This window comes from Robiginitalea insularis, from assembly GCF_052497835.1.
The window spans coordinates 3,209,519-3,222,951 of sequence record NZ_CP199296.1 but is presented as its reverse complement, the minus strand read 5'-3'; the positions used below and the strand labels follow the sequence as shown (position 1 = coordinate 3,222,951).

Genomic DNA, 13,433 nt, shown 5'->3' with positions numbered 1-13,433 from the left:
AAACACTTCCCATGAAAATCACATTCCTCGGCCATGCAGCCTTATTGATTGAGACCAAAGAACACCGTTTAGTGGTAGACCCCTTCATTACAGGCAATGAACTGGCCAAAGATAAAATTGACCTGAAATCTTTAAAGCCCGATTTTATTTTAGTCACCCATGCCCACCAGGACCATGTCCTGGACGTGCCGGCTCTTGCAGAGGAAAGCGGGGCCACCATTATCAGCAATTACGAGATAGTTACCTATTACGGGCAAAAGGGTTTTAATGGCCACCCAATGAACCATGGCGGGAATTGGGAATTTCCCTTTGGCAATGTTAAATATGTCAATGCCGTTCACACCTCTTCTTTTGCAGACGGGACCTACGGGGGGCAACCCGGAGGATTTTTACTGAGTATAGAAGGTAAACAGATCTATATTGCCGGAGATACGGCCCTGCATATGGATATGAAGCTCATCCCGGAGTACGGAGATCTGGATCTGGCCGTTCTGCCTATCGGGGATAACTTTACAATGGGGGTGGCGGATGCGCTTAGGGCCTCGGAATTTGTGGAATGCGATACAATCCTGGGAGTACACTACGATACCTTTGGCTACATTAAAATCGATAAGGAAAAGTCGAAAGCTACCTTTGAAGCGGCTGGAAAAAAATTACGCCTGCCCGATATCGGGGGAAGCATAGAAGTGTAGGTTGAAATAATTATAAATGAAATAAAAAAAGCTGCAGGTTTATTCCTGCAGCTTTTTAACATTAAAAGGTATTTTGATTAATTCCCTTCACTCAGGGAGAAACTACCGTCACCTGTAAAATTGGTAACACGGATGGTAACGGTCCAAATCCCGGAGCTGCCGGCAGCGGTCACTCCGCCAATTGTATCTGGCTCAGTGGCTCCGTCAATGCTTTGGTCTAACACAACAACACCCTGGGAATCTTCCACAATTATTTGGAAAGTGCCTTCTGTGGTAGCTGTTATATCGGCATTATAGTCGGCTGTGCTAAGGTTGTTGTTCCAGCTGAACATTCTGACTGCAGTTCCGCCGTTTCCGGTAAAACTGGCGTCTATATCCCCGTTAAAATCGGAACGGTCACCAACCACAAAATCGGCTGGCCGGCTGGTTAACTGTGTCCCGTTTACGGTTACACGCGCAAAAGCATCGTCGTCATTGCTACAGGCAATAAAAAGTGTTAAGACAGGTAACAGCAATAATAGTTTAAAGTTTCGCATGGTTTTAAAATTAGAATTCATAGTTATTCTTTTTTTAAGATTCGGTTCTATACAACACTTTTAACGACTAACACCCTACCGTATTGCCTTCTTTTTTTTTTTTTGGTAAAATCCATAAACACGAAGAAAAAGTGCCAGTAGCTCTATTCAAACCACCTGGCTGCGCAGCACCACTTTATGAAGCAGCCGTGGAAAAAACCGCTTCAGGTATACCCCTGCGGTTTCCCTTCCGCCAATGTACTTTTCCCAGGCCTTTTTTTCAATGGCAAGGGCCATTTGGCGGGCAAATTCTTCCGGGCTCAGGCCGTTGGCAGTGGCTGTATCCTGCCTGTTCTGCGGGCTGCCATCAGCTGTTAGGGCATTTTTGGCGATATCGGTCTGCACAAAGCCCGGGCAGATCAAAGTCACGGCAACGCCATCTTTTTGATGTTCCATCCGCAGCACATCAAAAAAGCCGTGCAGGGCATGTTTGGCACCGCAATAGCCGGAACGGAGCGGGGAACCAAACTTGCCCATAAGGCTTGTAACTGTTACAAAGTGTCCGCTTTGCTGCCTCACAAAATAGGGTAGTAAAGCTTTTGTGAGGGCAACGGTACCCAGGTAATTGACCTGAATCAATTTTTGGTATACTTCCATTTCAGTATCCATTAATAAAGAACGCTGGCTGACCCCGGCATTATTTACCAGGATGTCAATACGTTCAAAAAGGGTATGGGCCTCCACCACTTTTCCGGATAAAGAATCCAAATCCGAGAGATCCAGAGGCAGAGTGCGCACCCGATCCGGGAACGCGCAGGAAGATTTAACTTGTTTCAGTTTGTCCACCGAACGGGCGGAAAGGATTAGGGAGCAGCCCTTTGAACTCAGTTCATAACTCAGTGCTTCCCCAATCCCTGAAGAAGCCCCGGTTATCCATATTACCTTATCGGAAAATGCCATATTACGTACTTTTAAAGACCAAAAATATACGTAAATTTGGGCTGCTTCTATGAGGGCTACTTTCACAAAATATATTCTGGAATTTAAGCGTCCCGGGGGAACCTCCAGGGGGGTGCTGCGCACCAAGGAAACCTTTTTCATCTACCTGCAGGAGGGCCCGAACTGGGGAATAGGGGAGTGTGGTCTTTTCAGGGGGCTGAGTGCAGACGATTTGCCGGATTACGAACAGAAACTGCAATGGGCCTGTGATCATATTCAGCAGGGGGAAGACCGGCTCAGAAAAGCCTTGCAAAAATACCCCAGTATCGTCTTCGGGATTGAGCAGGCCTTTCGCTCCCTGCGCTCCGATAACCCCATGGAATTATTTACATCTCCTTTTTTGACAGGGCAGCCGATCCCGATTAACGGGTTGATCTGGATGGGGGATATTTCTTTTATGCAGGAGCAGGTAGCAACCAAACTGGCCGAGGGATTTCGCTGTCTCAAGTTAAAAATAGGAGCCCTGGATTTCCGGGAAGAGTTTAAACTGCTACAAAGCCTCAGGGAACGCTTCAGCGCAGAACAGTTGGAAATTCGTGTGGATGCCAATGGTGCCTTCCATCCGGCCACAGCCCTTGAAAGGCTAAGGGAACTGGCCAGCCTGCAATTGCATTCCATTGAGCAGCCCATCCGGGCAGGACAAATTCCCGAAATGGCAGCTTTGTGCCGGAAAAGCCCGCTGCCGATCGCCCTGGACGAAGAATTGATAGGGGTATTCGAAAAAAAGGCTTTACTGGAAGAGATTCAACCGGCCTATATCATTTTAAAACCCAGTCTTACAGGAGGTTTCGCAGCCTCAGAGGAGTGGATCAGTCTGGCAGAAGAACACCGGATCGGCTGGTGGGTAACCTCTGCCCTTGAAAGCAATATTGGACTCAATGCCATTGCCCAGTGGACCGCAACCCTTAAAACGAAATTGCCCCAGGGCCTGGGAACCGGAGGCCTCTTCACAAATAATATAGCTGCGCCATTGGAGGTAAAAAATGCTAACTTGTGGTACCGGCCGGAAAAAGGCTGGGATTATTCCCAAATTAATCGATTATGTACATAGAACAAGGATACAGGGGCGATATCGGCCTCTGGAAATACTTATTTATTCCCGGCGGGTTTATAGCCCTGATGGTTTTTAATTATATCATCACCGTCAACTCGGAGATAAGCGTAGATGAGCTGATGGCCAATATGATAGCCGAATTGGGATCCAACACGGTTTTAATCCTGTTGCTGGCACCCCTGGCTTTTGGTTTGGTGGTGGTTTTGGGCTGGACCAAACTGGTACATCCACAGTCCATTCGTTCGCTCACCACCTCGCGAGCGAAGATTGACTGGAAACGTGTTTTTTTTGCCTTTGGGGTATGGACGCTTATTACTGTGGGCCTTACCTTGCTTGACGTATTTCTGAGCCCGGATGACTATATCCTGAATTTCCGCTGGGAGGCCTTCTGGAAACTGGCGGTGATCGCTATTTTACTGATCCCGTTACAGACCAGTTTTGAGGAATACCTCTTCAGGGGGTACATGATGCAGGGCCTGGGCATCCTGGCCCGGAACCGTTGGGTGCCGCTGGTGGTTACCTCGGTGTTGTTTGGCCTGATGCACCTGGGTAACCCGGAAGTTACCAAACTGGGATACGGAGTAATGATCTATTATATAGGGACGGGGTTTTTCCTCGGGATCATCACCCTGATGGACGAAGGCCTGGAGCTGGCCCTGGGCTTCCATGCCGCCAATAACCTGATTACAGCGCTATTAGTAACAGCAGACTGGACGGCCTTTCAAACCGATTCCCTCTATAAGGACATTTCGGAGCCCGGCCTGGGCTGGGATGCGTATATTCCTATTTTTGTAGTGTTCCCATTGCTTTTATGGTTATTTGCCCGTAAATACGGCTGGACAGACTGGAAGCAGAAGCTGAGCGGAAGGGTTTTGGCTAAGGAAGCAGCCCGAGAACGATTTAAAGAAACAAACTGATGAAAGAACATTTCCACCCCGGATTTTACCTGAATGGCCGGAACTATACCTATGAAGACCTTAGTGAAGTGGCTTACAGCCTGGTCAAAGAGGGCGAACCCTATGAGAAGCTTATCGGAGACTTTTTGCTGGACTGGTTATCGGACAGCTCCTATATAGATCAGAAAACATCCGGTTCCACCGGGGAACCCAAATGGATCCAAATCCCCAAAATAAGTATGGTAAACAGTTCCAAGGCCACCTCCAGGAGGTTTCACCTGGAACCGGGGTCCAGGGTTTTGAACTGCCTGGGAATGGAGACGATTGCCGGTAAAATGATGCTGGTTCGCGCCATGGTTTCGGGCTGGAAAATTGACTGTGTCCAGCCAACTGCAAACCCACTTGAGAATTTCAAGCAACCCCTGGACCTGACGGCCATGGTCCCCCTGCAGCTGCAAAACTCGCTCAAAAAACTGAGGAGGGTATCCAGGATAATTGTAGGGGGCGCACCCATGCCCTCAGAGCTGCTCGCCGCCCTGCCAAAATCCGGCACCGAGATCTATGAATCTTACGGAATGACCGAAACCGCCAGCCATGTTGCCCTCAGGAAGTTAAAACCCGTACCGGAAGATCAGGATCGGGAAGAGGTCCTGGAGCCCTTCGAAGCTATTGAAGGGGTACATTTTGAGACGGACCAGCGATCCTGTCTGATCATCCACGCCAGTCACCTCTCGGATAAACCCTTTGTAACCAATGACCTGGCAAAACTGGAAGGGGAAACCCGCTTCCGCTGGCTGGGCCGTCTGGACCATGTGATCAATTCAGGGGGTGTAAAGCTGGTACCTGAAAAGCTGGAAGACCGGATGTCCGGAATTATCAGGGACCGTTTCTTTCTCAGTTCGCTTCCCGACCCGGAATTGGGCGAAAAAATGGTTTTGATAGTGGAGACGGATAAAGACCCAACGCGGTATCTCCAGGATTTAAAGGACTCCGGACAATTCAGCAAATACGAAATCCCAAAAGAGGCCTTTCAGATTCCGCATTTTGAAGAGACTTCCTTCGGGAAAATTAACCGCAGGGATATTGTAAGCGAAATAATGAAAAGCCATTAGGATGAATAGGATTATACTACTGTTTTTGCTTTCGGGCCTATGTTCCCTCAATGCCCAGAAAATCCTTCCCGAGGTGGAGCGGGCGAAGGTTGTGGATGATATGCTGCAGCAGCGAATGGATTCCCTCCTGCCCGGCCTTATGGACCGAGAAGGAATCGATATGTGGATACTGATTTCCAGGGAGTATAACGAGGACCCGGTGCTGAAGACCTTTCTGCCGGCGACCTGGCTGAATGCCCGTAGAAGGACTATTCTGCTCTTCTATCGCGACAAAGCTGCTGACCGCCTGGATAAATTAGCCGTTGCGCGTTATAATATCGGAAAAGATATCATTTCGGCCTGGGATAAGGAAAAGCAACCGGATCAATGGGAGCGGCTTATGGAACTTATTCGCGAACGAAATCCTCAGAAAATTGGCCTGAATTTTTCCACAGACCACAACATTGCAGATGGTTTGGACAAAACGGATTACGATTTATTTATGTCCAGCTTACCTCAGGAGTATAAAAGCAGGGTAGTCTCGGCAGAAAACCTGGCCCTGGGCTGGATTGAGACCCGTACCGATAGGGAGATGACCCTCTACACCCATCTGGTGCGAATCACCCATGAAATTATTGCGGAAGCTTTTTCCGATGCGGTTATCATGCCCGGGCTAACCACAACTACCGAGGTGGAATGGTGGATGCGGCAAAAGGTCACGGATATGGGCCTTAACACCTGGTTTCACCCAACCGTGGACATACAGCGTACCTCCAAAGAACTGCAGGGGCATCTGTACGCTTTTTCAGATCGGCCGGAAAATCAGACCATTCTGCCCGGAGACCTGCTGCATTGTGACTTCGGGATTACCTATCTGAGATTGAACACAGATTGCCAGCAACTGGCCTATGTATTGAAACCCGGGGAAACGGATGCCCCTGACTTTTTAAAACAGGCCCTTAAAGATGGCAACAGGGTACAGGATTTTCTTACGGAGAATATGCAGCAGGGTCTGAGCGGGAACGAAATCCTGAAGCGCTCCCTGACCGATGCCAGGGCGGCAGGCCTGAAACCGGCCATCTACACCCATCCTTTGGGAAGCTATGGCCATTCTGCGGGTACCACCATCGGGATGTGGGATGCCCAGGGGGGTGTAAATACTGCAGACGGGACAGCATACGGTTTGCACAGGCGTACTGTCTATGCTATTGAATTGAATACCACTGTGAACATCCCAGAGTGGGACAGGGATATCCGGGTGATGCTGGAAGAAGCCGGATATTTCGGACCAGAAGGGTTTCGCTACGTTAACGGGCGCCAAACCAAACTCCATTTGCTCTCCGGGCAATAGGCACCATGCGAATCGTTAAAAATTCTTAAGAGGGCCTTAAATACGAGCCAGATATTTTTTTATTCCTTATCTTTAAGTTGCTAAAAATGCAGTTGTTATGAAAAAGATATGGATATTATTATTGTTTGCCGGGCCGCTGCTATGGTCCCAGCAAAACCAGAAAACAATACGCGGGATGGTAACAGATGGCAGGGCTCCCCTGTCCAATGTTTCCATTGCTGTGGAACAGTCCGGTACCCAGAGCTATTCGGATGAAACGGGCCGGTATGAGATAAATGCCAATGCCGGGGATATCCTGGTGTATTCCTACCAGGGAATGAAAACTCTGAAAATCCGGGTAGAGGACGTGACCCGTATCCTGAACCCTGAAATGGTCATGGATGTGGCCCAGCTGGATGAGGTTATAGTGGTTGGAAGCAATCGCAAGACCCAGAAAGAGCTGGCAATGGAATATTCCCAAAACGAGCGGCTGATCCGGACGGCTTTTGGAATCCTGAATGCAGATACCGCTCCTGGGAACATACGGTTTATGAATGAACGGCAGATCAATCCGGTATACCTGTGTATCCTGGACTTACTTCGGAATCAATTTGCCGGGGTGGAAGTAAGGGGTAGTTGTACAGGGGCAACCGGCCCGGGCGCCATAACCGGACAGCTCACTAATATTGCCGCAGTCCCGCAGGCTGACGCCGATTCCTTCCAGGAATTTGACAATACGACCAGTGGGAAGGTCTTTATTAGAGGTGCCAGCTCGGTATTTAACCCTCGTTCGGCCATTTTTGATGTGGACGGGCAGTTATTTAACGATCCGCCGCTATGGCTGGATGTAAAGCAGATCAAGAGACTGGCGATTTTGAATAATTTTGCCACTACCACCATTTATGGGAATATCGGAGCCGGAGGGGTTATCGTTATCAATACGCTAACGGGAAGCCCCCGAAACAACGAAATAGTGGACATGGCCCGCCTCCGCAACAACTATGTAAGCGGACCGGTTTTACAGCCGGATGAAGTGGCAGCGAATGCGCCATCGTATATAAAAGCCTTAAGGGACAGCGATGCCGGTTCCCTGCAGGCAACCTATCAGGAATACGCCTCCCGCTACGGAGGCTCTCCTTATTTCTTCCTGGATGCCTACAGGCACTTTTACGAAGAAAGGAAGCAGCCCGAACAGGCAGATGCCCTTTTGCAGGAGCACTCCTACCTCTTTGAAAAAAACCCGGTCTTGCTAAAGGCCCTGGCGTACATCTACCAGGCACAGAACCGCCAGGCAAAGGCAAATGAAATTTATAAGGAAGTACTGCGGTTACGACCCAATTACGCCCAGTCCTATATGGACCTGGCCAACAGTTATCGGGAACTGGGGGATTACGAAAAAGCAGCTGCTATCTATAAGCGCTATGATTATATGGTTGGGGAGGGCATCATGCCCAGGGACAGTGTATCCCTGTTCCCAATCATAAACCGCGACTTTAACAATCTGCTCTCTCTGCATCAGGCAGCCCTGGTCAGCAGTGAAAAAAGATCGGACCTTTTTGTAGATGAGGAAGATTTTGAGGGAACCCGGCTGGTCTTTGAATGGAATGACGGGGAGGCTGAATTTGACCTGCAGTTTGTGAACCCCGGAGGACAATACTTTAAGTGGAGCCACTCTTTGGCAAGTGACGCCGAAAGCATTATGCTGGAAAAGGAGTTGGGTTACAGCACAAAGGAATATCTCATTGACGATTCCCTTCCGGGAACCTGGAAAGTAAACATTAATTATTCCGGCAACAAAAGCCTGACACCCACCTACCTGAAGGTTACGGTATATAATAATTACGGAAGCCCCGGTCAGACCAAGCAAACCAAGGTCTATAAATTATTCCTGAAGGACGTGAATCAGGAATTGTTCCGGCTTACCAAAGGTTCTACCCTGGCCTTTAACTAGAAGGTTGAAATAGGCGCCCGGCAAAAAGCCGGGCGTTTTCTTTTTAGCAGGGATAAAGAAAAATGAAATATCTGTTAGGAATGATTTTTGTGGTGTATAAACAAGGCAAATCTATTCCTGGCCTGCATTATTTACAGCACCAAAATTTATGTATCTATGAAAACACTGCAGTTACTCTTTATCAGCTTTTTAATAATTGTTCCCCTGGGGGCGCAGTCACAGGAATTACAAACCATTCAGGGTACCATTACTGACGGGAAAAACCCCATAGAAAATGTGGCCATTAGTGTGGAAGGCTCTGAAAACAGGGTATTTTCAGATACAGAAGGGAAATATTCGATTCAGGCCGAAGCGGGAGACCTACTCATGTATTCCCTGATGGGGATGAAGGATTATATCATCCGTGTGGAAGAGAAAACCCGTTTTTTGAACGTAATTATGATCCCCGATGTAACCGAGCTGGATGAAGTAACCGTTACCAACAGCAATCGCAAATCACAGGCGGAGCTGATGAAGGAATATCCCATCAACAAGCGATTGATCCGCACCGCCTTCGGAATACTCGATGCCGACGCCCTGGCAACAAACGTCCGGTTTTTGAATGAGGATGAAATAAACCCTATTGGCCTTTGCATCATAGATTTACTAAGAGCGCGTTTTGCCGGGGTACGTGTAATAGGAAATTGCCAGGAAGGCGGCCGGGTTTTCCTAAGAGGAGGAGTGGGCAGCCTGACCCAAAGTACAGGGGTAGTTTATGACGTAGACGGGATGATACTTGCCCAGGCACCCGTCTGGATAGATGTAAACAACATTAAGCGTATTGCCATAATTGCCGGCCTGGCCGTAACAATGAAATATGGCACTTTCGGAAGCCAGGGGGTTATTGTAATCAATACCAAAGGCTTCAGCCCGCAATGGGATCAGAAATACGATATGGCGAGATTGAGAAATAATTTTGAAACAGGGCCAGTACTTACTGCTGAGGCTATCAAAGAAAACCAACCACAATACCTTACCTCACTGCAGCAGAGTGATTCTTTTGAAGCGGCCCAGGAAAATTACAATTCACTTAAAGCCATGTACAGCAGTTCGGGTTATTTCTTTCTGGATGCTTATAAACACTTCAGTGAAGAGAGAAGTCAGCAGGCATTCGCAGATGGGATAATAGAGGAGAACCGGGAGGTATTCCGGGAGGATCCCAATTTAATGAAAGCCCTTGCTTTTACGTATCAGTCTGAACAACGCTTTGATAAGGCCCTTGAATTGTACAAGGAATTATTTATCCTGCGGCCGCATTACAGTCAGTCTTATATGGATTTGGCAGCAGCCTACCGGGAGGCCGGCGCCTACGATCGCGCTGCCTCCATGTACGCCCGTTACAAATACCTGGTAGATGAGAATTTCCTGCAGGCCTCAGAAGATTTTTCCAAAATCATACAACACGAAAGCGATAACCTGCTTTTTCTTCACGGGGATAAAATAGGAGCAGATGTTCGGAAGATCCAAAGGGATCCTTATGTTGAGAACACTACCCGGGTTGTATTCAGCTGGACTGATATGGAAGCCGAATTCGAACTGCAATTTGTAAACCCTGAAGGGCAATACCATACCTGGAAGCACACTTACATCGACAATGAGGATCGCCTTGTTGATGAGAAACGCAAAGGCTATATGGTGGAGGAACAGATCATCGATCGCTCCCTTCCAGGGCTTTGGAAGATAAATGTCAACTATCAGGGAAATAAAAGCCTGACCCCGACCTATTTAAAAGTCACTGTCTACCAGAATTTTGGAAGCCGGGCCCAGTCCGGGCAAACAAAGGTTTATAAACTTTTCCTTAAGGATGTAAACCAGGAGCTTTTTAAAATTGCTACCGGAAATAATATGGTTCTGAATAAATAGTAATGAATATCCAATAAAATTTGGGCTCTAAATTTCTTGAAGCAAGCTCGCTAAGGATTTAAACCTGCAAAATACCCATATTAAAATCACGGCTAATTGGCGCGTGGTCGGCAGCAGCTATGCCTGTGGAAATCCAGTTTCGGGTTTCAAGGGGGTCAATTACCGCGTCCGTCCAGAGGCGGGCGGCCGCATAATAGGGTGATATCTGACGGTCGTACCGGGCTTTTATTTGTTCATACAAGGCTGCCTCTTTGTCCTTGTCTATTGTTTCCCCTTTTTTCTTAAGGCTGGCTTTTTCGATCTGAAGCAACACTTTGGCCGCAGAATTTCCGCTCATTACAGCCAGTTCTGCACTGGGCCAGGCCACAATAAGCCTTGGGTCGTAGGCTTTTCCACACATGGCGTAATTACCGGCCCCATAACTGTTCCCAATTACCACGGTAAACTTGGGCACCACCGAATTGCTTACAGCATTCACCATTTTAGCCCCATCTTTGATGATGCCGCCATGTTCGCTCTTGCTGCCTACCATAAACCCCGTAACATCCTGAAGGAATACCAGCGGTATTTTTTTCTGGTTGCAGTTCGCAATGAACCGGGTGGCCTTATCGGCTGAGTCCGAATAAATCACTCCCCCGAACTGCATTTCGCCTTTTTTGGTTTTAACGACTTTCCGCTGGTTGGCAACAATCCCAACCGCCCAGCCGTCTATGCGCGCATAACCGGTAAGCAGGGTTTTCCCGTATCCCTCTTTGTATTGTTCAAAAGAAGATTCATCCACGAGCCTGTTGATGATCTCCAGCATATCGTATTGCTCTGTACGGGAAGCGGGTAATAAACCATAGATATCATCAGGATTGGCAGCAGGCTTGGCTGCTTTTTTACGGTTGAAGCCCGCAGATTCCGGGGCTCCCATTTTATCCAGCAGGCTTTTGATACGATCCAGTGCATCTTTATCATCTTTTGCCTTATAGTCGGTAACCCCGCTTATTTCACAATGGGTGGTAGCTCCGCCCAGTGTTTCGTTGTCAATACTTTCACCTATAGCTGCTTTTACCAGATAACTTCCGGCCAGAAAAATACTTCCGGTTTTATCCACAATCAGGGCTTCATCACTCATAATCGGCAGATAGGCCCCACCGGCAACACAACTTCCCATAACGGCCGCTATCTGCGGAATCCCCCTGCTGCTCATTACGGCGTTATTCCTGAAAATCCGGCCGAAGTGCTCTTTGTCGGGAAAAATTTCATCCTGCATGGGAAGGAAAACGCCGGCACTATCAACCAGGTAGATAATCGGCAGGTGGTTTTCCATGGCTATCTCCTGGGCTCTTAAGTTCTTTTTGCCGGTTATCGGAAACCAGGCTCCGGCTTTTACCGTTGCATCATTGGCTACAATAACGCACAATCGACTCTGCACCTGCCCGATTTTAACAACTACCCCGCCACTGGGACAACCCCCGTATTCTTCATACATTCCATCTCCTGCAAAGGCCCCTATTTCCAGGGCTTTTTCGGGAGAATCCAGGAGGTAATCGATACGCTCCCGGGCCGTCATTTTTCCTTCTTCCCGTTGTTTTTTCAGGCGCTGTTCGCCACCCCCCTTTTTTATTTTGGCGTATTTCCGACGTAAATCGGATAATTTTAGTTTGTTATGGTCTTCGTTCTTGTTAAAAATAACATCCATGGTTCAATTCAATTTCTACTGGAACAGCCCTAAAGATACGGAGGATTTATGATTAACTTTGGATTTCACATAAAAGCATCATGGCAGATAAAATCAGCTGGGGAATTATAGGTCTGGGGAGAATAGCACGGAAATTTGCAGCAGACCTACATCAGGTACCCACCGCCCGACTTGCTGCGGTCGCCTCCCGGGATACGGATAAAGCCATAGGTTTTGCCAGCGAATTCGGAGCCGCCAGGGCGTATGGGTCCTATAAGGAATTACTGGAGGATAAGGCTGTGGAAGTGGTCTATGTTGCCACTCCGCATTCTTTTCACCTGGAACACAGCCTGATGGCGCTGCACAGCGGAAAGCACGTTCTTTGTGAGAAGCCTTTGGCTATCAATGCCGGGCAGGTAGCCCAATTGCAAAAGGCTGCTTCCGAAACGCGCATATTTTTGATGGAAGCCATGTGGAGCCGGTTTAACCCTTCTATTCGGGAAACGTTACAGCGGGTAAAATCAGGGCAATTGGGAAAACCGTCCTACCTCAGGGCCGATTTTGCTTTTCCCGCCCTGGATCGGGACCCCTCGGGTCGCCTCCTCAATCCGGAATTGGCAGGGGGGTCCCTGCTGGATATTGGAATTTACCCGGTTTTCCTGGCTTATCTATTTATGGGGATGCCTTATGAAATTAAAACCGTTGCCCATTTCGGCGCTACTGGAATTGAGCAACAGATAGGGATGGTATTCAAGTATCCGGAGGCGGTGGCCCTGTTATACAGCGGGCTGAGTTCCCGCTCCGGCCTTAGTGCCGAAATATCTGGAACGCTTGGCAGCATTTACCTGGATCCGCCCTGGTATAAAACGGATGGGTACCAACTGCAGATAGGAGAGGAGCCCAGCCAGATTTCACTCCCGGCACAGGAAAAGGGTTTTCTTTACGAAATTGAGGAGGTTCATCACTGCCTTCAGAACCAGCAACGGGAAAGTAATCTTTGGTCTCTGGAAGACAGCCATAACCTGCTTACCATTCTGGACCGGGTGAGGGAAGCGGCAGGAATTTCTTTTCCGGGAGAATCCGCTGGCTAGTGGCTGTGCAATTGGCCAAAAATTTACGATATTTGAACTCTACCAAACTAACGAAACATGGGAATGAATAAGAATACGGTTCTGGCCTATGCCACTATTATCATGATTATTGTGGGAATAGGATTGATCGCTTTAGGTGCCTTCAGGTATAATGAAGTGGCCGGGTGGGGATTCGCGGCCGTTGGAGTTGGATTTTTTGCAATTGCCTGGGTCTTCAATGCCCTTAAAGGAAGGGTTTGAAACAAC

General features: G+C 48.3%; 12 protein-coding genes. 9 read left to right on the top strand and 3 right to left on the bottom strand.

The features are described from left to right. Nucleotides 1-11: 11 nt before the first annotated feature. Entirely contained in the window at nucleotides 12-692 is a 681-nt protein-coding gene (locus ACT6NV_RS14570) for a metal-dependent hydrolase (protein ID WP_445385165.1), read from the top strand. 77 nt (nucleotides 693-769) lie between these two features. Here ACT6NV_RS14570 and ACT6NV_RS14565 read toward each other — a convergent pair whose 3' ends face one another. Together ACT6NV_RS14565 and ACT6NV_RS14560 are read right to left on the bottom strand one after the other, a co-directional pair. Further along, nucleotides 770-1,249 carry a hypothetical protein gene (locus tag ACT6NV_RS14565; protein ID WP_445385164.1) on the bottom strand — a complete coding sequence of 160 codons (480 nt, stop codon included), beginning with the start codon at nucleotides 1,247-1,249 and terminating at the stop codon, nucleotides 770-772. Between the two features lie 126 nt (nucleotides 1,250-1,375). Further along, nucleotides 1,376-2,167, bottom strand: a complete 792-nt coding sequence (locus ACT6NV_RS14560; protein WP_445385163.1) for an SDR family oxidoreductase — start codon at nucleotides 2,165-2,167, stop codon at nucleotides 1,376-1,378. A gap of 49 nt (nucleotides 2,168-2,216) precedes the next feature. On the opposite strand from ACT6NV_RS14560, the gene ACT6NV_RS14555 reads away from it, so the two are divergent. The 6 genes from ACT6NV_RS14555 to ACT6NV_RS14530 all read left to right on the top strand — a co-directional run bounded on the left by ACT6NV_RS14555 (nucleotide 2,217) and on the right by ACT6NV_RS14530 (nucleotide 10,430). Then, complete coding sequence (locus ACT6NV_RS14555) at nucleotides 2,217-3,257, top strand: o-succinylbenzoate synthase (protein ID WP_445385162.1); 1,041 nt, start codon at nucleotides 2,217-2,219, stop codon at nucleotides 3,255-3,257. Continuing rightward, nucleotides 3,248-4,177, top strand: a complete 930-nt coding sequence (locus tag ACT6NV_RS14550) for a lysostaphin resistance A-like protein (RefSeq protein ID WP_445385161.1) — start codon at nucleotides 3,248-3,250, stop codon at nucleotides 4,175-4,177. Before ACT6NV_RS14555 ends, ACT6NV_RS14550 begins: the two co-directional genes overlap by 10 nt. Continuing rightward, a complete protein-coding gene (locus ACT6NV_RS14545) occupies nucleotides 4,177-5,268 on the top strand; it encodes an AMP-binding protein (RefSeq protein ID WP_445385160.1) in 1,092 nt (363 codons plus the stop codon). Before ACT6NV_RS14550 ends, ACT6NV_RS14545 begins: the two co-directional genes overlap by 1 nt. Before the next feature lies 1 nt (nucleotide 5,269). Further along, nucleotides 5,270-6,598 carry a M24 family metallopeptidase gene (locus ACT6NV_RS14540; RefSeq protein WP_445385159.1) on the top strand — a complete coding sequence of 443 codons (1,329 nt, stop codon included), beginning with the start codon at nucleotides 5,270-5,272 and terminating at the stop codon, nucleotides 6,596-6,598. Between the two features lie 97 nt (nucleotides 6,599-6,695). After that, nucleotides 6,696-8,528: a carboxypeptidase-like regulatory domain-containing protein gene (locus ACT6NV_RS14535; RefSeq protein WP_445385158.1), complete on the top strand. Its 1,833-nt coding sequence runs from the start codon at nucleotides 6,696-6,698 to the stop codon at nucleotides 8,526-8,528. Nucleotides 8,529-8,684: 156 nt separating this feature from the next. Further along, nucleotides 8,685-10,430 carry a carboxypeptidase-like regulatory domain-containing protein gene (locus ACT6NV_RS14530; RefSeq protein ID WP_445385157.1) on the top strand — a complete coding sequence of 582 codons (1,746 nt, stop codon included), beginning with the start codon at nucleotides 8,685-8,687 and terminating at the stop codon, nucleotides 10,428-10,430. Between the two features lie 58 nt (nucleotides 10,431-10,488). Here the strand turns inward: ACT6NV_RS14530 and ACT6NV_RS14525 are convergent, their stop codons facing one another. Further along, complete coding sequence (locus tag ACT6NV_RS14525) at nucleotides 10,489-12,117, bottom strand: acyl-CoA carboxylase subunit beta (protein ID WP_445385156.1); 1,629 nt, start codon at nucleotides 12,115-12,117, stop codon at nucleotides 10,489-10,491. 80 nt (nucleotides 12,118-12,197) lie between these two features. Here ACT6NV_RS14525 and ACT6NV_RS14520 point away from each other — a divergent pair, with 80 nt between their 5' ends. Together ACT6NV_RS14520 and ACT6NV_RS14515 are read left to right on the top strand one after the other, a co-directional pair. After that, nucleotides 12,198-13,187, top strand: a complete 990-nt coding sequence (locus tag ACT6NV_RS14520) for a Gfo/Idh/MocA family protein (protein WP_445385155.1) — start codon at nucleotides 12,198-12,200, stop codon at nucleotides 13,185-13,187. Between the two features lie 57 nt (nucleotides 13,188-13,244). After that, the gene (locus ACT6NV_RS14515) at nucleotides 13,245-13,427 is read left to right on the top strand and encodes a CAL67264 family membrane protein (protein WP_445382318.1); all 183 of its coding nucleotides are present in this window, start codon (nucleotides 13,245-13,247) and stop codon (nucleotides 13,425-13,427) included. Nucleotides 13,428-13,433: the final 6 nt, after the last annotated feature.